The organism is Campylobacter sp. CFSAN093233, assembly GCF_011068165.1.
In the GTDB taxonomy this organism is placed as follows: domain Bacteria; phylum Campylobacterota; class Campylobacteria; order Campylobacterales; family Campylobacteraceae; genus Campylobacter_D; species Campylobacter_D jejuni.
This window is the reverse complement of sequence record NZ_JAAMWY010000015.1, coordinates 1-20918: the sequence shown is the minus strand read 5'-3', so window position 1 is coordinate 20918 and position 20918 is coordinate 1. Positions and strand designations below refer to the sequence as shown.

Annotated in this window: 23 protein-coding genes; 17 read left to right on the top strand and 6 right to left on the bottom strand. The window is 27.8% G+C overall.

Features of this window, described 5'->3' with window-relative positions; all coding sequences use genetic code 11:
• The first annotated feature begins 510 nt into the window (after positions 1 to 510).
• The 9 genes from FBF15_RS09260 (at position 511) to FBF15_RS09220 (ending at position 9840) form a co-directional block, all read left to right on the top strand.
• Positions 511 to 984 (top strand): hypothetical protein, encoded by a 474-nt coding sequence (locus FBF15_RS09260; protein WP_072241032.1) that lies wholly within the window; start codon positions 511 to 513, stop codon positions 982 to 984.
• 3 nt (positions 985 to 987) lie between these two features.
• On the top strand, positions 988 to 1332 hold the full coding sequence (locus FBF15_RS09255; RefSeq protein WP_072241028.1) for a hypothetical protein: 345 nt from the start codon (positions 988 to 990) through the stop codon (positions 1330 to 1332).
• Positions 1329 to 1724, top strand: coding sequence for a hypothetical protein (locus FBF15_RS09250; RefSeq protein WP_052773731.1), 396 nt, complete (start codon positions 1329 to 1331; stop codon positions 1722 to 1724). Before FBF15_RS09255 ends, FBF15_RS09250 begins: the two co-directional genes overlap by 4 nt.
• Entirely contained in the window at positions 1721 to 1972 is a 252-nt protein-coding gene (locus FBF15_RS09245; protein ID WP_072241030.1) for a hypothetical protein, read from the top strand. The genes FBF15_RS09250 and FBF15_RS09245 overlap by 4 nt, the downstream gene beginning before the upstream one ends.
• A gap of 4 nt (positions 1973 to 1976) precedes the next feature.
• Complete coding sequence (locus FBF15_RS09240; protein WP_052773730.1) at positions 1977 to 2243, top strand: hypothetical protein; 267 nt, start codon at positions 1977 to 1979, stop codon at positions 2241 to 2243.
• Between the two features lie 59 nt (positions 2244 to 2302).
• A complete protein-coding gene (locus tag FBF15_RS09235) occupies positions 2303 to 2860 on the top strand; it encodes a hypothetical protein (RefSeq protein WP_002934569.1) in 558 nt (185 codons plus the stop codon).
• A 6-nt stretch (positions 2861 to 2866) separates the two neighbouring features.
• Positions 2867 to 3133, top strand: coding sequence for a hypothetical protein (locus FBF15_RS09230; RefSeq protein WP_002934570.1), 267 nt, complete (start codon positions 2867 to 2869; stop codon positions 3131 to 3133).
• A 46-nt stretch (positions 3134 to 3179) separates the two neighbouring features.
• The gene (locus FBF15_RS09225; RefSeq protein WP_145699615.1) at positions 3180 to 8975 is read left to right on the top strand and encodes an SNF2-related protein; all 5796 of its coding nucleotides are present in this window, start codon (positions 3180 to 3182) and stop codon (positions 8973 to 8975) included.
• A gap of 253 nt (positions 8976 to 9228) precedes the next feature.
• Positions 9229 to 9840 (top strand): NYN domain-containing protein, encoded by a 612-nt coding sequence (locus tag FBF15_RS09220; RefSeq protein ID WP_031263757.1) that lies wholly within the window; start codon positions 9229 to 9231, stop codon positions 9838 to 9840.
• A gap of 9 nt (positions 9841 to 9849) precedes the next feature.
• Here the strand turns inward: FBF15_RS09220 and FBF15_RS09215 are convergent, their stop codons facing one another.
• From FBF15_RS09215 to FBF15_RS09205, 3 genes are read right to left on the bottom strand one after another with little or no spacing between them, the layout of a single operon-like run.
• Positions 9850 to 10554, bottom strand: coding sequence for a GNAT family N-acetyltransferase (locus tag FBF15_RS09215; RefSeq protein ID WP_002790552.1), 705 nt, complete (start codon positions 10552 to 10554; stop codon positions 9850 to 9852).
• A gap of 22 nt (positions 10555 to 10576) precedes the next feature.
• Positions 10577 to 11965: a MobP1 family relaxase gene (gene mobP1, locus FBF15_RS09210; protein WP_002790553.1), complete on the bottom strand. Its 1389-nt coding sequence runs from the start codon at positions 11963 to 11965 to the stop codon at positions 10577 to 10579.
• Positions 11965 to 12516 (bottom strand): hypothetical protein, encoded by a 552-nt coding sequence (locus FBF15_RS09205; RefSeq protein ID WP_032581268.1) that lies wholly within the window; start codon positions 12514 to 12516, stop codon positions 11965 to 11967. The genes mobP1 and FBF15_RS09205 overlap by 1 nt, the downstream gene beginning before the upstream one ends.
• Positions 12517 to 12709: 193 nt before the next feature.
• Between FBF15_RS09205 and FBF15_RS09200 the strand changes: the two genes are divergently transcribed.
• The 5 genes from FBF15_RS09200 to FBF15_RS09180 all read left to right on the top strand — a co-directional run bounded on the left by FBF15_RS09200 (position 12710) and on the right by FBF15_RS09180 (position 16044).
• Entirely contained in the window at positions 12710 to 12991 is a 282-nt protein-coding gene (locus FBF15_RS09200) for a hypothetical protein (protein WP_002809140.1), read from the top strand.
• A 28-nt stretch (positions 12992 to 13019) separates the two neighbouring features.
• Complete coding sequence (locus FBF15_RS09195; protein WP_002826068.1) at positions 13020 to 13631, top strand: hypothetical protein; 612 nt, start codon at positions 13020 to 13022, stop codon at positions 13629 to 13631.
• A 3-nt stretch (positions 13632 to 13634) separates the two neighbouring features.
• A complete protein-coding gene (locus tag FBF15_RS09190; protein WP_002804272.1) occupies positions 13635 to 14288 on the top strand; it encodes a hypothetical protein in 654 nt (217 codons plus the stop codon).
• A gap of 118 nt (positions 14289 to 14406) precedes the next feature.
• Positions 14407 to 15633, top strand: coding sequence for a DUF5710 domain-containing protein (locus FBF15_RS09185; RefSeq protein ID WP_145699614.1), 1227 nt, complete (start codon positions 14407 to 14409; stop codon positions 15631 to 15633).
• Positions 15634 to 15750: 117 nt separating this feature from the next.
• On the top strand, positions 15751 to 16044 hold the full coding sequence (locus tag FBF15_RS09180) for an EexN family lipoprotein (protein WP_021034322.1): 294 nt from the start codon (positions 15751 to 15753) through the stop codon (positions 16042 to 16044).
• Between the two features lie 119 nt (positions 16045 to 16163).
• Here the strand turns inward: FBF15_RS09180 and lnu(C) are convergent, their stop codons facing one another.
• The 3 genes from lnu(C) to FBF15_RS09165 form a co-directional block, all read right to left on the bottom strand.
• Positions 16164 to 16658 carry a lincosamide nucleotidyltransferase Lnu(C) gene (gene lnu(C), locus FBF15_RS09175; protein WP_002837187.1) on the bottom strand — a complete coding sequence of 165 codons (495 nt, stop codon included), beginning with the start codon at positions 16656 to 16658 and terminating at the stop codon, positions 16164 to 16166.
• A gap of 23 nt (positions 16659 to 16681) precedes the next feature.
• Entirely contained in the window at positions 16682 to 17719 is a 1038-nt protein-coding gene (locus FBF15_RS09170) for an IS1595-like element ISCco2 family transposase (protein WP_145699616.1), read from the bottom strand.
• A gap of 136 nt (positions 17720 to 17855) precedes the next feature.
• Entirely contained in the window at positions 17856 to 18131 is a 276-nt protein-coding gene (locus FBF15_RS09165) for a hypothetical protein (RefSeq protein WP_002823273.1), read from the bottom strand.
• A gap of 491 nt (positions 18132 to 18622) precedes the next feature.
• Here FBF15_RS09165 and FBF15_RS09160 point away from each other — a divergent pair, with 491 nt between their 5' ends.
• The 3 genes from FBF15_RS09160 to FBF15_RS09150 are packed head-to-tail and all read left to right on the top strand — an operon-like array spanning position 18623 to position 20834.
• Positions 18623 to 18841, top strand: coding sequence for a type II toxin-antitoxin system HicB family antitoxin (locus FBF15_RS09160; RefSeq protein ID WP_002801148.1), 219 nt, complete (start codon positions 18623 to 18625; stop codon positions 18839 to 18841).
• Positions 18834 to 19037 carry a type II toxin-antitoxin system HicA family toxin gene (locus tag FBF15_RS09155; RefSeq protein WP_002790340.1) on the top strand — a complete coding sequence of 68 codons (204 nt, stop codon included), beginning with the start codon at positions 18834 to 18836 and terminating at the stop codon, positions 19035 to 19037. Before FBF15_RS09160 ends, FBF15_RS09155 begins: the two co-directional genes overlap by 8 nt.
• Positions 19038 to 19040: 3 nt before the next feature.
• Entirely contained in the window at positions 19041 to 20834 is a 1794-nt protein-coding gene (locus tag FBF15_RS09150; protein WP_002935007.1) for an AAA family ATPase, read from the top strand.
• The last annotated feature ends 84 nt before the right edge of the window (positions 20835 to 20918 follow it).

Sequence of the window (20918 nt, the reverse complement as noted above, 5' to 3'; positions counted from 1 at the left end):
CTAAAATAATAAATGTATAACATTAATAAATATTAATTTATTTTAATTAATTTAAGTTAATTTTAATAAATAATATTTTATAATAATTCAAATAAATTAGAAAGGTGGTTAGTATGTTAATGATTGTTGGTTTTGTTTTAGCATTCATAGCGTTTTTCGTGAAGTGATTTTTTTGTTTATGGTGAAGAAGCCAAAACAAGGTTGTCCGAGTTTAATCAGAATAAAAGGAGAAAATTATGAATAACAAAAGAAAAGTTAGGGAATTTCTGTCTTATACGGAGAAATATCTGTCTTATGTATTATTTATTTGTATAGGTTCTTGTTTCGTTGCTTTAATACTAAGTGCGAGCATTGATAGTGATTTTTACTCACTTTTTATTATTTTAGCTTTAGGAACTACGATCAGTCCTCTTATTTGTATCGGGTTGGTTAAATTAATAGAAAAATTGATAAAAATAATAAAAAAATAAAAACAATGAAAATTGCATAAAAAATAGGGTGAGAACAATAATGCTTGATTATGAAAAATTTCAAACAATGAGTAAAGAAGAATATTTTAAAAAATATAATGTCGGAATTAGGTTTTTGTTTGGGTGCGATATCAATCAAAAAGATGAAATTGAAATGATAAGCCTTAGGGTTTTTTTGCCAAAGAAGTATTTTCAAGAATACAAAAACATCGATATTTTTAAAACAATGGACTTATTTAAAAAAACACCATTATTTAAAGAATTAATAGAGCAAAGCATTAAGATTGATTTTGAAAAAAGAGAATTTGTAATGCCTGATTTTTTTCTCAACCACGATATAGAAATCATTCCTTATTTTACGCAAGGTGGCGAAAAAGAAGAAGAATTAAGCAAAGAGAAATTTTTTGAACTTTTAAAACAAAACAAGATTAAAGAATTAAACTATTTATGCTTTTTGTTTTTTGGCTTGTTTTGTGAAGAAGAATATGAGTATTTTTGCAAAGTAAAGGAGTAAAAAATGATTTCAGTAACGCTTTTATTTTTTCTTTTTGGACTAAACAAACTAATGTGTGGATTTTTGTTTAATGCCAAAAATAGAATATACAAACTATTAAGTTACATAAAAATTCACGCGATTTTCATTAATTTAAGAACTCTACTTTTTTTAATATTGGTATTATTGGCATTTAATGCGGATTTATCTTATATGGGAACAGTTTTATTTCTAGTTGATTTAATGACAGCTATATCTATATTTTTTGCTTATGCTCAATTAGCTTATGGTTTCTCAATTAAAGATTGTATGTTTTATCTTGTGTGTGGAAAAATAGATAAAGAATGGTTAAAGGAGATACAAAAATGACCGAAGAAAAATTAATTAAAAAAGAAATATTTTCTTATACAATTTTTATAGCAATTATCGCTTTAATTTGCATTTTTAAAAATGAAATTTGGGAATTTGTAAAATTTATTTTTTCTAATTTAGATTTCATATGTGGTAATTTTGCAAATTTTGTAAGCGAAGATAATATAATATTTTTTCCAGTTACAACTCTTTTAATAGTATTTACTATAGCTATTTGTGCTGTTTGGGGATTATCTAATGTTTTATCTCTCTCATTATTTATAATGCCTATATTTGTCGCAGTTTTTTATATTTTTAATATTGATATAAGTTTAAAAAACCTTTATAGCTCTTATTTTATATTTTTAATCATTATTAATGGTCTTTTATGGAGTGCAAATCAAAGATGAAAAAAATTACAATAGTAGCATACGCAATATGTTTTTTATCAGGCTTATGGTTTTTATTTAGTGCTATTAAAGAGCATTTTGGCATTTTATCTTTTATTCTTGGAATTGCACTTATTTATTTTGGTGTTATTAATATAAAAAGAATTTTGAATGATTCTAACGAGAATAAAAATAGCAAAAGAATTAAAAGAAAAACTGAAAGAGAAAGAGAAAGAGAAGAGCTAATCTTGAAAAAGATAGGAGAGTAATAAAATGCTAGAGATAGATAATAATAAAGAATTTAAAATCTTAAGACTAAACAAACAAGAAATTTTAAAAATTGGAGGTTATGGCATTTGCGACAGTTGTAATAAAGCTTTAAGCAATGATGGATTTATGATCTGTGTTTTATTTAGTTGCTATTGCGAAAAATGCTACCAAAAATGGTATAAAGTTGCGATTAATCATAAAGAAGATAGAGAAATTGAAAAAGATGTTTATGAAAATATTAAATCGAAAATAACTAATATTTATTTTTAGTTCTTATTAATAAATATTAGTATATAATATTATACAAAAATATAAAAAAGGTTTTTTTAATGATAATATCTGTTATAAATAAAAAAGGTGGTGTTGGAAAGACTCCTTTTGCTTTTTCAATTGCTAAAGATTTGGAATATTTTTTACAAAGCAATGACAATTCTATTATAGAAAAGATTTATCCTGAAAAAGCAAAAATTTTACCAACTCCAAAAAAAATAGATAATTGCGTTTATGATTTTGGTGGATTTGTAGAAAAAGGGGTATTAGATATTATTAAAGAAAGTAATAAGATTATTATTCCTTGCACGAGTAATTACAATTCTTTACTTAGAACATTGGAAACTTTAAATGAAATAGGTAATGATGATAGAGTTTGTATCTTGGTTACAGATTATAGAGATGAGAAAGAGAAAAGGCAAATTTGTGAAACTCTTGAAAGCAATTTTACAGATTTAAATCTCTTTTTCTTTAAATTTTCAAAGATAATTGAAAATTCTATGAGTAGTGGAGCTTCTTTTACTGAACTTTACAATGAAAACAATCTTTCAAGATTAAGTTATACAAACTTTTTCAATGAATATCAAAGACTTTTAGATTTTATTAGAAAAGGATAAATAATAATGGAAAAAAAACCATTTACAATAGCAGAAGCTTTAAACTCTGAAACAAGCTCTCAAAAAACATATAGTAAAGCTGATAAAAAATCAGCTGGGAGAAAAACTATAGATCAAAAACTAAGAAGAGACAATTTAGTAGTTTGCAGACTTAATGAACAAGAAATGGAAATTTTGAAAAAATTAATGGATTTAGATTTAGTAAGTGAATATGGCACTTATATAAGAAAATTAATCTTAAAAGAGGCACGATCTTTAAATATTAATAGTTAAAAATGTTAAAATATCCTTGCAAAAAACAAAAATTACAAGGATATAAATGCGTAAAAAAACAAAAAGACAAATTGAAGATGAAAAAGATTATGGTGGTCGAAGTTTATTTGATCTAATCGAATTAGAATTTTCACAAGGAGAAGAAAATGAGCAACAAAATAGAGAATTATCCGAACATAGAGAAGTTACAGATAATATTGAACGAACTAGCATTTCATCAAATACACCAAGCGTGGATAGACAAGAAAATTCCGCAATACAGCTTGATAATACTAGAGAGATGGGCAGAGTTTTATCCGAACACAATCAAGAATCTAGGAATGTCAGATCTAATGACACTAGCATTGCCACAAACACAAATGGAATTAGCAGTCTTGGAGAGCAAAGAAGCAGACAAGAAGAGAGAACAGGGGCTAACAGATATGGAGATACTAGCAGAAGAGCAAATAAATCTCAATCAATACATAGCAATAGAACCCCAAATTTATTCTCCTTTATTTCAAGAAATGATGATGAAAGACAAGGAACAGATACAAGAAGAAACAATCAACAATCAGTATTGGAAACTGCAACAAGAAATGATGGATATGAAAGAAGAAGCCTCAAATCTGGACAAAAATTAGATTTTGTAAGCGATGATGAAATCTATCTAGGTTCTTTAAAAGATAGATTTCAAAAAAACCTCCAAGCCATTAAACTTTCAAAAACTATTGAACAAGAAAATCGCTACGCTACCAAACAAGAACAAGAAATTCTAAATAAATTTTCAGGATGGGGCGGTATTCCTCAAGCTTTTGATCATCAGAATAAAGAATGGGAAAAAGAATTTAAAGAACTTATTAGCACACTTGATTATGCAGAATATGAAAAGGCAAAAACTTCAACTTTAGATGCTTTTTACACTCCAAAAATTATTATCGATACAATTTATCAAGGGCTTAATCAGCTAGGATTTAATAATGATGATCACACCAAAGAAATATTTGAGCCAAGTGCAGGTATAGGCTCTTTTTTGTCTTATGCAAAAAATTATAGCGATAAATATCATTTTACTTGCGTAGAGCTTGATACTATAAGTGCAAATATATTAAAGCATTTGCACCCAAATCAAACAATTTATAATAAAGCATTTCAGCACCATTTATTTGATAAGCCATACGATGCTTTTATAGGTAATCCGCCTTTTGGTCAAAAAAAGATTTTAGATTTAAATGATACTACACTTAATAAAACGAGTGTGCATAATTATTTTATTGGTAATGCAATTAAAAATTTAAAAGAAGATGGAATTGCTGCTTTTGTAGTATCAAGTTATTTTTTAGATTCTAAAAATAGCACAATAAGAAATTTTATAGCCGAACAAGCAACATTTTTAGGTGCTGTAAGATTGCCAAATAATGCTTTTAAAAAACGAGCTAATACAGAAGTTACTACCGATATTATCTTTTTTAAAAAAGGTAAAGATTTAAATATAGATAAATCTTGGCTAGAAAGCGTAGAATACTATGACGATCGTTTTGATGAAGCTGAAAAAAGAGGTATGCACCCTGATGTTTTTAATGACTTTAGAATAAATGAGTATTTTAAAAATAATCCACAAAATATCTTAGGAAAAATGAATATTAAAAGCTCTCAATATGGTTATAGTTTAGAATGCTTGGATGATGGAAGAGATTTAAAAATCGCTTTAGAAAATTTTACAAAAACCTTACCTAAAAACATTTATAAATATCAAGAAACAAAAATCAAGCTATCTTATTACAGGATTGATAGAGAATCGCCTGAATACGAAAAATATAGCAAAACTCTAAGTAAGTTAAAAGATGGAAATTATTTTGAATACAATAATGAAATCTACATGAAAATCAGAAGCGATGATGAGTTAGTCTTTTCAAAACCTGTTTTAAATGAACACGATACAAGAAGGATTAAAAAACTCATTGCTCTTAGAGATCAATTTAATACTCTTATTGAATATGAAAAAAATGAATCTAGCGATCTTTTAGTAGAAAATCAAAGAAAATATCTAAACAAGCTTTATGATGAATTTGTAGCCAAAGAAGGATATTTAAATAGAGATGCAAATAAAAAAGCCTTTAGAGAAGATGTAGAAGCAAACAAAATTTTAGCACTAGAAAAAAATTATAGCAGTGGTATTTCAAAAAGTGTAGCTTTAAAAGAAGGTATAGATCCTATTGCACCAAGTGCAACAAAAGCAGATATTTTTTTCAAAAGAACTATAAATGCACAAAAAGAAATTAAAATCTCGACTCCAAAAGAAGCATTAATTGCTAGTATCAATGAATATGGGAGAATTGATTTAAAATTTTTAGAAACGAATTTAAATCAGCCTTTAGAAGAAACCCTTAAATCTTTAGAGCAAGATAAATTAATCTTTAAAGATCACAAAAATCCTGCAAATTATGTTTTGGCTGAAAAATATCTTTCTGGCAATGTTAAAGCAAAGCATAAAGAAGTAAAAAAATTAGTAGAAGATGGCTTTAATGAATTTGTTAATAATTTAGAAAGCTTAGAACAAGTCTTGCCTAAAGATTTAAAAGCGGTTGATATTTCAATAAGCTTAGGGACAACATGGATACCTATAAAATATTACAAACAATTTATAGAAGAAACCTTACAAATTACTCCTAAAGATTATGATTTATTTTTAATGGAAAAAACAGGCGAATGGAGTCTTAAAGGTTTTGGTCATTCTTTAAGTCCTTACATCAGATCACAATATGCTACCGAGAAAATAGGTTGTTTTGATTTATTTGAGCATGGATTATTAAGAAAGCCTATTCGCATTTATGATAAAAAACTAGATCCATCAGGAAAAGAAATCAGAGAATTAAATCCTAAAGAAACTGCAATCGCTAATTCTAAATTAGAAAATTTAAAAAATGAATTTATAGAATGGATTTATAAAGACTATGATAGACGCACAGATTTGGAAAATATCTATAATGAAAGGTTTAATACAAATATAGAACCACTATACAATGGAGAGCATTTAGAACTTCCAAATTTCAATGCTAATATCAAACTCAAAAAACACCAAAAAAATGCTATATATAGGGCTATTCAAGAAAATAGTATTATTTTTGATCATCAAGTAGGTGCTGGAAAAACTTTAGTGGCAATTTGCTCTGTGATGGAGCAAAAAAGAATGGGGCTTTTAAATAAACCCTTAATTGTAGTCCCTAATCATTTAGCAAGACAATGGAATGATGAGTTTTATCACGCCTATACAAATGCAAACATTTTAGTTGCTACAAATGATGATTTAAAAAAAGATAATAGAGAAAAGTTTTTTTCCAAAATTACAACAAATAATTTTGATGCCATCATTATGACACACTCGCAATTTAAATTAATCCCCGCACCTTATGAAGTTATCAAAAAACAATATGAAGAAGATATTAATATCTTAGAACAAACATTAGAAAAAAAACAAAACGATGATAATGTTATGCGATATTCTGTAAAAGACTTAGAAAAACGCATTGAAAATTTTAAGGTGAAATTGAGTGATTTGCAAACTACACATAAAAAATCTAAAGCAATAGATTTTTCAGAATTAGGAATTGATGCATTAATTATTGATGAAGCACACGAGTTTAAAAATTTACTCATTACAACTTCAATGGGTGATATAAGTGGTCTTGGCAATTTAAAAGGCTCACAAAAAGCCTATGATCTTTATTCTAAAACACAATATATTCACGAGCAAAATAAAAAACTCTATTTTTTAACAGGAACGCCTATAAGCAATTCAATTACAGAGCTTTATACTTTGCAAAGATACATACAACCAAATATCTTAAAAGAAAAAGGGATACAAGCTTTTGATTCTTGGGCTTCTACTTTTGGAGAAGTTACAAACGCTTGGGAGCTTGATAGTTCTGGAATAAATTATAAAATCGTTGCAAGATTTAACAAATTCAAAAATGTTCCTGAACTTTCTACCATGTATAAAAGTGTGGCTGATATTGTAACAAATAATGATATTATGAAATATCAAAAAGATTTCGTGCCAAAGCTTTACAATGACAAACCTATTAATATCGTTGCTCCTAGAAGTGAAGAAATAGCAGAATTTATAGGCATTCAAGATGAAAATGGAAGATGGAATGAAGGCTCTATTGTGTGGAGAATGGAGCATCAACAAGATGATATTACTAGAAATAACTTACTTGCTTGTACCACAGATGCTAGAAAAGCTGGACTTGATTTTAGACTTATTAATCCACATTGTGATGATTATGCAAATTCTAAAATTAATAAGCTTATTGAAAATGTTTTTAATGAGTATAATGCTTGGAATGATGATAAAGGCACACAATTAATATTTTGTGATTTATCCACTCCAAAACAACACTCACAAAAAGTTGCTCTAAATGGCAATATTGCTACACCAAATTTAAATAAAGAAGAATTTGTCAATATTAATGAAACAATAGAACAAACAGAAGAAGAGAATAGCAAAAGCCTTGATGAACTCTTAGCAGAACAAGCAAAATTTGATGTATATACTGATATCTTAAAAAAACTTGTCGCAAAAGGTATTCCACAAAATGAAATTCGTTTCATTCACGATGCAAAAACAGACTTACAAAAAGGACAGCTTTTTGCAGATATGAACTCAGGAAAGGCTAGAATTTTAATTGGATCAACGCAAAAAATGGGTGCTGGAACAAATGTGCAAAAAAGAATTGTAGCCTTGCACCATTTAGATTGTCCTTGGCGTCCTAGTGATTTAGAGCAAAGAAGTGGTAGGGTAATAAGACAAGGCAATGAACTCTTTATGAGAGATCCACAAAACTTTAGAGTAAAAGAGTTTAGATATGCAACTGAAAGAACCTATGATGCTAGAATGTGGCAAGTCATTGAAAGCAAAGCAAGATCCATAGAACAATTTAGAAAAGCTGGTGCTGATGTAAGAACCTTAGAAGATGTTACAAGTGGTGCAGCTGATGCTGCAGAAATGAAAGCAGAAGCAACAGGCAATCCACTCATTTTACTACAGGTGCAATTAAATAGTGATCTAAGACAAGAAGAAATGCTTTATAGTGGTTATAAAAGACAAATACACAATAATGAAGAAAGTCTTATAACTAATCTTTCAAAGATTGAACTACTAAAAAAAGATATAGCTAAAATGGAAATTTTAAATTCAATCATTAAAGAAAATAATAGTGAGCATTTTCAAGGAAAGTATTACATTAATGATGATGAAAAAGATTTCATTGTCTTTAAAAATGATACGAGTGATCTAAACAAAAGCAGACAAGCAGAACTTGAAAGAAATTTTGAAAAGATTGTTAAAACAATAGCTGATGACTATCAAAAAGAATATAAGGTTTTAGAGTTTAAAGGACTGCTTATAAGCGGAGAAAGAACAGATTTAAACACTCTTAATTTTTATGTGAGTACTACTGATGGTAAAACAATAATCGAGCCTGAAAATTTGATTTATAAAAGAGATGAAAAAACTTTTTTTAAATTGGAAAGTTATGTAAATTTTGGTGGTTTTGTAAAGAGATTAAACAATTTTTATAATGACTTAGAAAAATTTACTCAACTCAATAAAAATAAGATAGAAAATCTTGAAAAAGAAATTGTGGAGCTAAAAAGCATTACAGGGGATAACACTCCAAAATACAAAAGAAAGGACTATTTAGAGGCATTAAGAGAAGATAATCGCATTATCATGGATGAAATAGAAAAAATGAGTAAGCAAAAAAATTACAAAAGTGATTTTGTGCCAAAATCTGCAAAGATTTTAGAAGATTTAAATAAGCACAATAAGATTTTGAAAGACAGAGAATTGCTTATCTAAACCAGCTAAAGCTCTCATTAATATTTTTATGATATAATTCCGCCATCATTAGCACATAGAGGGGTCTTTTTAGCATCATATTTTTAAATTGACGACTCTTTGTGCTTCCAATTTAATAAATTAGGACTACGCAACAATGAATTCAAGCAATCCAAATATGGAATTTTCAATTATTCAGCCTAAAAAGACTGCAGTTCTTGTAGATCTCTCTTTTTTTCTTGAAAGATATAATACTCACAAGAGTATTAAAACAATGGAGGCTAAAGAATTGGCTAAGAGATTAAAAGACTATGTATGGGAAACCCTTAGAAGAAATGAAGATTATTTGCATAGAGTTTATATTTACGATTGCGAACCATTAGATAAAAATGTTCCTATGCCTCCCATAGAAAAAACTGATAAATCTAAGAACTTAAGCAAAACTACAACATACAAATTTAGAAGCGAACTTTTAAATCACCTAAGAAAGCAACCTTATTTTGCTGTAAGATTAGGTGAAATCGATGAAAATTCGTTTCAATGGAAATTTAGAGATTATGATAAATTTAGAAAAATTCTACGCAAAGAAATAGACATTTGTGAGCTTACAAGCGAAGATTTCGTTTTAGACATTAAACAAAAGGGTGTCGATATGAAAATAGGGCTTGATATTGCAACTTTAGCAAATAAACATCACGCCGAAAAAATAATTTTAATCACAGCAGATAGTGATTTTATCCCTGCTGTTAAGCACGCCAGAAAAGAAGGAATTATTGTTCAATTAGATCCAATGAGAATTCCAGAAACTCAAATTAAAAAAGGTTTGTTGGAGCATATTGACATCCTTTCGTCTGTTTTTATTAATAAAAATAAAAATGGCAATTAATTTTTGCTTTTATTTTATTAAACAAACAATTAAGAAAATTAATGCTATACAAAAGCAAAGTATAAATTTATTTCTTGTGCGAAGAGCAGCATTCTCTTTATTTAATTTGCGCATATCGTCTTTATGGGATTCTAATTGTCGAATACAGCCTTCTTTTTCGTGCTGTAAATTGCTTAGCTGATAACACATATTAAGAATATGAACTTCTTGAATATAATCAAAATCTTTCCTTATCTTTAAATCACCAATTTGCTCTATACTAAATCCTGTATTATCTTCATTAAATATAAAACCCAAATTTTTATATAACTTATCTCTTCTTATGTGATTTTCCAAGATTTCTTCATCCACAGCACTTAATGTTCCGCTAAGTCTTGCTGTTGGCACATACTTTAAAGCAATTTCTAGCATTTTATTAATTAAAAATGTTCCTATGCCTAAAGATTGATATTCATCGCGAATTGCTATAGAAGAATGAAAACTCCACCTATCACACTCGTAACTTAACCACCAATCATTTTGATTTTTGTGAATATTTGGAGTAATATTATTTCCATTTTTTAAATATTGATAATCCACAAACGCTCTTATTTCAACTTTATAAATTTTTTCACCTCCTCCACTTATCTCTATTTCAAAATTCAATTTAAAACAAACTTCTTTTTCGCTTTTTTTAGAGATATAAAATTTACTTGTATAAAATGCCTGTCTCATTATTTCTTACTCCTATATAATTTTATCCATCTCTTTTAATCTCATTATTCCTAGCACTTGTCCATCGCAAGATATTATCGGATCGTCCTCGCTCTCCTTGCTGTAACTGATTGAGTGCATTGATGTGCAAAAGCATTTGAGTTCGTTTTGTGTTATGAACCACAGGCTGTTTGGACAATATTCGCATAGAGTTTCTTTCTTGGGCAGTTTCTCTTCGGATAGTTGATTTATTACCGAGCTCTTGTAAGATTCTCTGTCTATATTGTTTTGTATAATCTCTCTCATTATTCACTCCTTTATCTTGTATAATTTTATATTTTTTTGTTGTTTTGGCTTTGTTGATCTGTTTTAAATCTTTCTCTCTACCTATTACTGATACTTCCCAAATAGGTTTTTTAAGTGTTTTAACAACTTCTTGCCACTTGTTATTAATTTTTGCCTTTCTTTTTATCTCATATTCTTCTTGCCCTACTATTTTAAATCTTGCATATTCACCCCTTAAAACTTTATTTTCTCTTACAACCCTTTCTAAATCTTGTCCCCAAATTGTAGTTATTCCTTTTTTGGTTTTATAACTCACATAATAACTTTTTTTGGCATTTTTATCTGTGCTAAATTGATAGTTTGCTTCTCCGAAATCCATAACTTGATAATAGTGCATTTTTATTTTTGGTGCTTGATTAATCTCATTATTTGCATTTAATTTAACTGAAAATTCTTGATTTATTTCTACTTCTCTTTGCTTTTTATTTGTAGCCTTTGCTTCAACTCCTAACTCATTTAATGCTTTTGCAAATTCTGCTCTTAAATTTGCTAAATCTGCTTTTTTTGGATTAATTCTTTTGCCATTTTTATCCGCAACTTTCAAGCAAACATGGCAATGCGGATTATCAGTATCATTATGAAAAGCAACTACAAAAAAATTATTTGGATACATTCTTTTTAAAGTAGTAATTACAGCTTGTTGTAATTTTTCTTTTGGTGTTGTAGAATGTTCTTTCATGGAAAAAACCATATTAATGGTATGTCTTTTTTCTTTAGCACCTTCCTTATATAATGGAATAGGAGATCCTTCATTTTTAAAAATTCTTTTAACTTCTAAAATCTCATCTTCTCCCGCATATCTATCAAAATCGTTTGTAATCAATTCTACATTTCCATCACGAGAAATATAATCAAGATGTTTTGAAAGTGCTTGAGAATTTTTAGAACCTGAAGTAATTTTTACAACGACTTCTGTATTTTTTCTAAACATATTTTTACTAATAAGCTTACCTGTTTTTATATCTTTGGTGTATTTATCTCTATTTTTATTGATGTAATTTAGTGGTAGCTTTGAAGCATTTTCTATTTTAGTAAAAACTTTTTTAGCAATTATTTCATCATCAAATATTCTTATACTACGCGACATTAAATTCTTTCATTATTTTTTTCTATTATAGCCCCAAGCTGATCGGATAATATATCAATTTTATCTCTAATATTATCCATAGTTTTATTTAAATTATTTTCATTTATTTTGACAGAATTTCCACTTCTAAGAATCTTCAATAATTGATATATATTTTTACCTATTGCATTGATTTCTGTTCTTGTTTTTATAAACTCATCTATTTCTATATTAGTAAAAAGTTTTTCATTTTTTATGGAGTTTAATAGCAAAAATTTTGCTTGTTTTGTAATACTTGAAAATCCTGTATTTTTAGAAATTTCTTTTAAAATATTTACTTCATTTTCTGTAAGTTTTAGTTTGATTATTTTATTTTCATCACTTGCATAAAATTTATTTTTAGATATTTCATCATTGATTTTATTCTTCTCATCTGTATCACAAGAATTAAACTTTTTTAATAAAATAGATATTATTTTACTATATGATGCATTTGTTTCTGATTTTATATATTCTAAAATTATTTTATCATCTTTGCTAACTTTTATGACGCAATTATTGTTTTTATTCATTTGCACTTCCTTAATGAGCCTCGCAGAGTTTTTGCCTTTTATTTTTTAAAAAGGTAACTTTTTGAGAAATAAAAGGCTATCCTGCAATTATTAAATTATTTCGATTAATCGCTATTCTACATTATTAAGCTTTATAAAATATTAAGACTACTTTGTAATAATACATTTACATAAATATTATAAAGGAGATGTTATGTTTAAAGAAAGCAAATTGATAGAAGAATTAAAGCGTGAGTATGATGAAAAATTAAAAAAATTACGCCAAAAAGAAAAAGAAAATAAAGAGCGTATATATAAAAAATTTTCATCAGCACTATTTAAAGATTTTGAAATAAATGAAGATTTTAAAAATGAATTTAATTTATTGGTAGAAAAGTTTGATTGTAAAAACACTAAAAATATATTAGATAAAATAAATAACTTATATGATTTTAATCATAGAAACGATAAAATAGATACTGCAAAAAAACAATAAAACAAAAATTTATCATAGGAGAATAAAAATGGAAAAAGATTACAAAATAAAAGTAACAGATGTAAGTGAACTTAATGAGCAATATAAAGAAGCTATACAAGAAGGAACTTATGAAGGTGAAGATGTAAATAAATTTTTTAATACAATAAAAACTTTTGATGTTGCAGAAAGCTTACTAAAAAAAGATTTTTCAAATCAATATATTAAATTTGATATCATTACTGATAAAGAAAAAATACCATTAAATATAAGACTTGGAGATAAAAATTTTCAAAAAGGTATTGAACATTTAATTAATATTGGTAGTTCCAAATTAATTAAAGAAAATATAAACCCTGAAATAAAAAAAGATCTTAATAATCGACTTGGAATTTATAAACCAAAAATATATGATGAAATGTTAGATGGAACTTTTAAAGCAATAAAAAATTTATCAGAAGTAGCCAATAAAGATGTTGGTGTAATGATATTAGAATTTGCAAATTCTTATTCTGAAACTAGAGAAAAATTTGAAAAAAAGCAAATTAATAAAAGTTCATTTTTTAAAGAAAAAATGAATGAATTTTTCAAAAAAAAACTAAATAAAATTTTACCAGATAGAGAAATTAGCAACGAAAAAACATATTCTCGATCAAGGTAAAAAATGAATAATACAATAAATTTTAATGAACTATTTTCTCAAATAAGATTATCTTCTTATAATAATGATATTGTCAAGCACTATGATAATCTTAAGTGTGTTGGAAAAATTACTCCAAAACTTGCTACATTAGAAATTATTCTTAGAAATAAATTAGATAATAAATTATCAGAGAAAGATAATGATTGGATAAAAAACTCTAATGATGAAAAGATTAAAAAATCCAAAGAAGAAATTGAGCATAGGGAAAAAAATAGAATTTTATCTCATCATCAATATCTTTCTCGTATAAGTTTAGGAACTATCATTCATCTCATCAAAGAAAATAAATTACAAAACTCTATAATGGATTTAAAAAATATCAATTTTAGAAACTACAATCAATACAATAGAAATTTCTTTTTTGAAAATGGCATAAAATTACGCTTTAGAAATACGCATAAAGTTGATATTGTTCTTAGCTTATTACAAAATCTAAGAAATAGAAGTTATCATTGGGAAAATATTTTAAAAACAACAGAAAAAAATGGCAAACATTACCCAAGATTAACAACAAAGATTAAAAACACACATATAGGAGTAGATCCGCAAAAAATAGATTTTTTCTTAAGTGATTTAATTAAAACTTTTAACGAAAAAATTTTGGAATATTGTTAAGATTAAAAAATGGGACACAAGGAGTCCCTCGAATTTAAAAGGTGGGCTACTAGGAAGCCCTTTGAATTTCATTGTAATTATACTGACAAAACATTAAACAAAGTTAAAAGGATATACAATGCCTCAAAAAAGAATTTATCTTTATGTTCCATTTAAAGACAAAGAAAAAGCAAAATCATTAGGGGCAATGTGGGATGATAAAGAAAAAAAATGGTTTGCTCCAAAAACCTTAGATAAAAATATTTTCTCACAATGGCTTTATCCACACCAAAATAAAGAATTTTCATTTGATGAAAATGAAGTCTTAACAGCTTTTAAATCTGCTTTAGAAAATCAAGGTTTAATTATTGAAGGCTTACCTATCATGGATGGTAAAATTCATAGAGTAAAAACTACTAATGATAAAGGTAGAGAATTAAGCGGTGCCTATAACGGTTTTTTAGACGATTATCCTGCAGGGTTTATGCAAAATTTTAAAACAGGCATTAAAGAAAATTGGAAAATGCCCATAGAAAAAAATCAAAGCAATAATATAAAAAATTCTCAAAAATTACATGAGCAAATAAAAAAAGATCAAGAGCTTAGAGAAAAAGAGATTTTAACTTTGCAAGAAAAAACCGCTTTAAAACTTGAAAATGAGTATAATAATGCAAGATGGGCTAATTCCAATCACGCTTATTTAAAGAAAAAAGGCTTTGATGAAAACTTTTATCTTAAACAAGACAACAAAGGTTCTTTACTTATTCCTTTAAAAGATGAGAATGGAAAATTATGGTCTGTGCAAAGAATATTTCCAAATGGAGATAAGATCATAGGAGTCATTAAAACTCAAGAAGAAAAAGATCAAGGCGTAGAATATCTTGCAAAAAAACAAGGTTGCTTTCATATAATAGGTGCAAAAAGCTTGGAACATTGCAAAGAATTTATTATAACAGAAGGCTTTGCTACTGCTGCAACTATATACAAGGCACTTAATAAGCCTGTGATAATGGGTGTTGATGCTGGAAATTTATCGAAAATTGTTGAAACCCTAAAAAACAAATTTCAAAACACTCCTATTACCTTAATAGCCGATAATGATAAAAAAAGAGAATTGAAAGGTCTTTCTAATGTCGGAGTGGAAACTGCAAAAGAAATTCAACAAAAATTTTCAGATATTAAAGTTATTATTCCAAAAATCAGCAATCAAGAAGCAGAACAAGGCGTGAGTGATTTTAATGATATCTTCTTAAACAAAGGACTTGATGAAGTCAAAAAACAATTAAATTTTATTGATTTTCATAACAAGCTTAAAGCTTTTAAATCTATGGAAAAAACACAACCTGAAAAAGAGATAACTAGATAATAATAGTTACTCTTTGTAATTATAATATATAAATAATATATAAAAATATTTTTTATATATTATTAGTTAATAATAGTATATTATAATTACTATAAATATACAAAAAAAGGATTAAAAATGAAAAATACAATCAAACTAGCTTTATTGGGTGCAGTTATTACTGGTGTCTTTTCTGCTTGCTCTTCAGAGCCAAAAACAGTGCAATATTACGAAGATCCAAAAAATGCTACAGAATTAGAAGCTAAAATCAAAGAATGCGATAAAAATGCTAATTCTGCGAAAACTGATACAGAATGTGCAAATGCTTATGAAGCAAGATACTCTAAGTCGTTTGATTACAAACCACAAGTAAGCACAAAAGAGCTTATGCAAAAAGCTAGAGAGCAAAATAAAAATATGGAACTAAAATAATCTAGTTCTTTTTCAAAAAAACAAAAGTAAAAAATTATGGCTATGTCACAACAAACAGTTGATAAATAGCCATTTTTGTAGGGGAGTATCAGAACTCCCCTACAAACTGTTATTTGCAGTTATCTATACTCATTTGGAATTTCGATATGAAATGTCTCACACAATAACTTCACATCATGTGCATCATTTTCATCAAACTCGTATCCCAGATGGAACATTACTTGACTATATGGTTCAATACAGGAAACCTCTATTTCCTCAATTCTTCCTTTACCCGAAAAAGTTTCTACCGGAAAACAATCCCCATCATAAAGAATTTCACCTTCGTCCGTATATTCAAAACAATGCAAATCAATAATTCTGTTTTTCAAATCTTCCCATACAGTATGGTTCAATGTTGTATATTCCATCTTAATCTCATAAAAGCCATTAGCTTTCATTATTTCTATAAAGTTCTGATAATCGTTCTTTTCTACAAAAATGTCAATATCATTATGGGCTCTTGACTGATATCCAAGAAGAGCATCTACACCCCAGCCACCATCAAGAAAGACTTTAATCTCCGCATCTATTGCAAATTGAAGAATCTGTTTTACATCTGTTATATTGACCATCTTATCATCTCCACAAATTCTAATTAGGCGACCAGAGGAACTGCTGGTCTGTTTGATAAATCTCTGCATTTAGCAGTTTTCAATGTTGCCAAAACAAAAGTTAAGAAGATGTTCCTTTTCTCCATGTCACTTTCTTTGGCATAATTTACAAGGTTATTCCACACAAGATAGTTGTTCAGATATTTGGTGGAAACACCATTAAAACCACGCATAAACCTCTTTAACTGACTATGGTAGCTATTGATATGCTGTATATTATAAATGCCTTTCTTGGCTTTGCCAGTCTTTAACTGTACAAGGTCAATGCCGTTGGCATTCGTAAATCTCACATAGGAGTTCATCTTGTCCGTAACAAGAGTGGAATTGGTCTTAATCCTACCATCATAAATATGATGTAAATCTTTTGTAGAAACTCTACCAGTATTCGTAATCTTGGAGATAGACAAGCCATTCCTATTAACCGCACAAGGAACACATACTTTTTCTTTGGACAAGCCTCTGATATGTGTAGAATGACCACGCTTATGAGCCTTGCGTGGCATAGTAAATGTCTTACTCTTACTATGATTGCCCTTGTACGAGATGGCGAAAAAAGTTTCGTCAGCCTCAATAATGCCGTTAAGAGTAACATCGTCTGCCATATTCTGAAGAGCGTCTAAAATCTTGTGCCTCCAAAGGAAAGCGGTGTTTCTGTGAATCCCACAAGCAACAGCAGTCTTACGAATGGATAAGCCATTCATCATACAATCAATGTACTGCTCCCACACGGACAAGTCTTTTCTTGTACCAGACACAATGGAGTTCGTAGCAATCACGAAGGACTTGCCACAATCCTTACATACATATCGCTGTGTGCCATCTTTACGATGACCATTGCGAACCACATGGATACAGCCACAAAGAGGGCATACACGACCATTTTCAAAGCGTTCCTTTGCTACGAAATCTTCAATATTCAAAGACTTTACAAAGGCAGGACTTAAAAGCATTGTTTTAAGGCTTTCCTGCTCTGCGACAGTCAACTTACCGATAATATCTAATGCGTCTTTGATAGTAGGCATATCCAATTACCTCCTTCGGTGGTACTGTTTCTTACTATTATTATACGCTATTTCTCGTCAAAAATCAACCATTTGTTGTGACAGAGCCAAAATTATTAAATATTAGGGCTCTTATTCTTTAAGAATGCCTTAATATTTAAATGAACTCTTCTCTTTTATTACTTTTTAAAATTTCTTTGTATTTTCTCAAACCTTTACAAGTATGAAATAAACCTATCATTCCAATGATAAAAATCACGGACATTAAAAAACAATCTTGAAAGAAAACAGCAATATTTTCATAAATGAAAAATTCAAAAACAAGAAATAAAAAACTTAAAAAAGTTACAATTAACATAATTGTTAAATCGAAATACAGCTTTTCTAGGGTGTTAAGTCTAGCATAATCTAAATATTTAATAATTTTACACATTCTTTCACCTCTGCTTCCCATGCTTATTTTCTATTAAAACATTATATCATAATTTCCATTTCTATCAGCAACACTTTCTATTTGGAGTTTTTTAAAATAAAAGTTCAAAAATTTTAATTTTTGATTTACCTTATTTAATATTATAGAATTTAATAAATTTAAGAATTTAGAAGTCATTACATTTAAGTCAATTGTTTTTTTAAAGTCCCTATTTTCCATATGTTATTTTCGTAAAAATGTCAAAAATTATTACATTTAAGTCAAAAATTATTACATTTAAGTCAATTTTATTTGAAAATAAGAGGAGCATTTAGCAATTTTTGTTGACTTTAATGTAAGTGTATATTACATTTAAGTCAATCTTATTTGAAAAAATTCTAAAATTGCTGCCTATTGACATAGATGTGATACTTTGATATAATTTATTTCGAAGATTAAAATATTTGTTACATTTAAGTCAATCTTATCATCTTTTAATAGAAGGAATCAAGATGCTATTAAATATTATTATTGAAAAAGATCAGGATGGATATTTTGCACGCATTTTAGAGCTTGAAGGTTGTGTTTCGCAGGGAAATACTTATGAAGAAGCTTTAGTCAATATAAAAGAAGCAGGAGAGCTTTATTTAGAAAGTCTTGCAAATGAAGAAAAAAGAATTATTGAAAATAAGACAACTTCAATTATTCCAATGGTTTTAGCAAATGCCTGAATTGCCTAGAATGACTGCAAAAGAAGCGGAAAAGCTTTTATTGCAAAATGATTTTTCGATTGATAGGCAAAAAGGCAGCCATAGAATCTATAAAAAAGGACTTTATAGAATGGTTATTCCTCACCATAGTGGAGAAATATTGCACCCTAAAATCATAAAACAACTATTTGAGATCATAGAAGTAGCAAAGGATTAAAAAATGCCAAAAAGAAATACTATTGAAACTATTACACTCGGACTTTTTAGCGATGAAGATGTTTCTATAATCTGCGAAGATACGATTAAATTAGAAAGGGGTTCTGTAGCTGTATTAAGTGGCAATAGTGAAGTAGGCAAGTCTTTTTTAGCTTTAAAGGTATGTGCTAATGCTATTAATGATGGCTTAAAACCTTTTTTTTGGAGCGTAGAAGATAAAAATAAAGCGATTTTAGAACGCATAAAAAATATTGAAAGTTTTTATTCTTTTAATACTGCGGAACTTGAATTTTCAAATGAACTCCCAAAAATCAATAAAGAACCTATAAATTGTTTAAAAGAAGAGCTTAATGAGTTAGCAGATTGTGATTTAATTGTTCTTGATACCTTTAGTGCATTTTTCTCAACATTAGGTTTTAAAGATCAAAACAATCAAAACGATGTGCAAAATTTCTTTAATATTCTAACAGATATAGCAAAATCAAATAATCAAGCTATCTTATTACTTCATCACTTAGACAAAAAAGGCGAAAGTCTTATGGGTAGCTCTGTTATTATCAATGCTCCTAGACTTGTTTATAAACTTTCGTTCGAAAAGGGAGAAGATAAAAATTCTACCACCTATCGCTTGCTTGAGGTGCTAAAGGATAATAATAATATCAATGCTGGAGAATTTCAAAAAACGATTAAAGTATTGCAAAATTCTAGTATTGATGAGCCTTCAATTGTAAATCTTAGGGCTAACAGCATTGATTCTAATACTTTGGAGATTATCAATAAAAAAGATATTTCTGCTGTAAGTGTTAATGAATTAGCAAAAGGCTATGTAACAATGAATGAAAATAGAGGTGTTTTTTATTTAAGCTCACGAAAGCTTACAGACACTAATTTTTATAAAGTATTTAAAGAAAATGATAATAAAATAGATTTTAAAATGACAGGTGCGAATGGCTCATCATATGCCATAAGTTTAAAGAACTCTTTGCTTACGCAAACTCATAGGAATATTTTAGATGCTTTATTTTTATATATCAAAAAAAATGTGGATACAAGTGTTATTAAAAAATATCAAGAAAATTTTTGGGATATGGAAGTAAGATTAGAGCCCTATAAATTCTTAAAACAATATCTTAATAAAAATTCTAATAATTATTCTTGGTTAAAACAAAAATTTACAGAAATCTCTCGTTTTGCATATGATTTGGCTTTCACTCAAAATGTAGAAGATAAAGATAAAAAAACAATCACTCAAAGAGATAAAGGCATTTTAATGTTTGACTCTGTAGAGCGTATCACAAAAGAAAATGGAACAATTGTATCTGTATTCGTGCTAACAGTTCGTAGGGAATATATTAAAAAACTCGAAACAGAATCCACTCTTTCTTATGATGATGATTTATCAAAAATTCTTATTAATTTAAATTCTTTAGTCGCACAAGATTTGATTAGATTTTTAACAAGTTTCCCTGATAAAAAAATTCTTAGTTATAGTGAGTTTTGCGAGATTAAGGCATATAAATTTTATAAAGAAAATTCTATCATTTCAAGACAAAAAAAAGAAATCATTAAATTAAAAGACAAACTTATAGAGTTTGGTATCAATATCTATGGCAAAGGCGTAGAATTTGCTGATTATGATGATGAATTTTTTCATAATAAGTATAAAAATGAAAATGATTTATTTTTCATCTATCAAAGCAATAATAAGGTAAAAAGATATATTAAGCGTGATGATCCAATGAATCAACTAAACACCAAAGACAATAAATTTCTTTTACAAAAGTCCTTATTTGGTTGATGATATGTGATTTTGGAATATTAAACTTAATTTTATATAATTAAAATACTTCTTTGCATTTGATTAATTGTTCGTTAAATTTTA

What these genes read in the sequence shown, in the direction of transcription:
- FBF15_RS09215 (WP_002790552.1), bottom strand. Translation starts at nt 10,554, where the DNA reads ATGAGACAGGCATTTTATACAAGTAAATTTTATATCTCTAAAAAAAGC.
- FBF15_RS09245 (WP_072241030.1), top strand. Translation starts at nt 1,721, where the DNA reads ATGAAAAAAATTACAATAGTAGCATACGCAATATGTTTTTTATCAGGC.
- FBF15_RS09225 (WP_145699615.1), top strand. Translation starts at nt 3,180, where the DNA reads ATGCGTAAAAAAACAAAAAGACAAATTGAAGATGAAAAAGATTATGGT.
- FBF15_RS09230 (WP_002934570.1), top strand. Translation starts at nt 2,867, where the DNA reads ATGGAAAAAAAACCATTTACAATAGCAGAAGCTTTAAACTCTGAAACA.
- FBF15_RS09180 (WP_021034322.1), top strand. Translation starts at nt 15,751, where the DNA reads ATGAAAAATACAATCAAACTAGCTTTATTGGGTGCAGTTATTACTGGT.
- FBF15_RS09220 (WP_031263757.1), top strand. Translation starts at nt 9,229, where the DNA reads ATGGAGGCTAAAGAATTGGCTAAGAGATTAAAAGACTATGTATGGGAA.
- FBF15_RS09235 (WP_002934569.1), top strand. Translation starts at nt 2,303, where the DNA reads ATGATAATATCTGTTATAAATAAAAAAGGTGGTGTTGGAAAGACTCCT.
- FBF15_RS09250 (WP_052773731.1), top strand. Translation starts at nt 1,329, where the DNA reads ATGACCGAAGAAAAATTAATTAAAAAAGAAATATTTTCTTATACAATT.
- FBF15_RS09260 (WP_072241032.1), top strand. Translation starts at nt 511, where the DNA reads ATGCTTGATTATGAAAAATTTCAAACAATGAGTAAAGAAGAATATTTT.
- FBF15_RS09205 (WP_032581268.1), bottom strand. Translation starts at nt 12,516, where the DNA reads ATGAATAAAAACAATAATTGCGTCATAAAAGTTAGCAAAGATGATAAA.
- FBF15_RS09255 (WP_072241028.1), top strand. Translation starts at nt 988, where the DNA reads ATGATTTCAGTAACGCTTTTATTTTTTCTTTTTGGACTAAACAAACTA.
- FBF15_RS09195 (WP_002826068.1), top strand. Translation starts at nt 13,020, where the DNA reads ATGGAAAAAGATTACAAAATAAAAGTAACAGATGTAAGTGAACTTAAT.
- mobP1 (WP_002790553.1), bottom strand. Translation starts at nt 11,965, where the DNA reads ATGTCGCGTAGTATAAGAATATTTGATGATGAAATAATTGCTAAAAAA.
- FBF15_RS09200 (WP_002809140.1), top strand. Translation starts at nt 12,710, where the DNA reads ATGTTTAAAGAAAGCAAATTGATAGAAGAATTAAAGCGTGAGTATGAT.
- FBF15_RS09170 (WP_145699616.1), bottom strand. Translation starts at nt 17,719, where the DNA reads ATGCCTACTATCAAAGACGCATTAGATATTATCGGTAAGTTGACTGTC.
- FBF15_RS09165 (WP_002823273.1), bottom strand. Translation starts at nt 18,131, where the DNA reads ATGTGTAAAATTATTAAATATTTAGATTATGCTAGACTTAACACCCTA.
- FBF15_RS09240 (WP_052773730.1), top strand. Translation starts at nt 1,977, where the DNA reads ATGCTAGAGATAGATAATAATAAAGAATTTAAAATCTTAAGACTAAAC.
- FBF15_RS09150 (WP_002935007.1), top strand. Translation starts at nt 19,041, where the DNA reads ATGCCAAAAAGAAATACTATTGAAACTATTACACTCGGACTTTTTAGC.
- FBF15_RS09190 (WP_002804272.1), top strand. Translation starts at nt 13,635, where the DNA reads ATGAATAATACAATAAATTTTAATGAACTATTTTCTCAAATAAGATTA.
- FBF15_RS09185 (WP_145699614.1), top strand. Translation starts at nt 14,407, where the DNA reads ATGCCTCAAAAAAGAATTTATCTTTATGTTCCATTTAAAGACAAAGAA.
- FBF15_RS09155 (WP_002790340.1), top strand. Translation starts at nt 18,834, where the DNA reads ATGCCTGAATTGCCTAGAATGACTGCAAAAGAAGCGGAAAAGCTTTTA.
- FBF15_RS09160 (WP_002801148.1), top strand. Translation starts at nt 18,623, where the DNA reads ATGCTATTAAATATTATTATTGAAAAAGATCAGGATGGATATTTTGCA.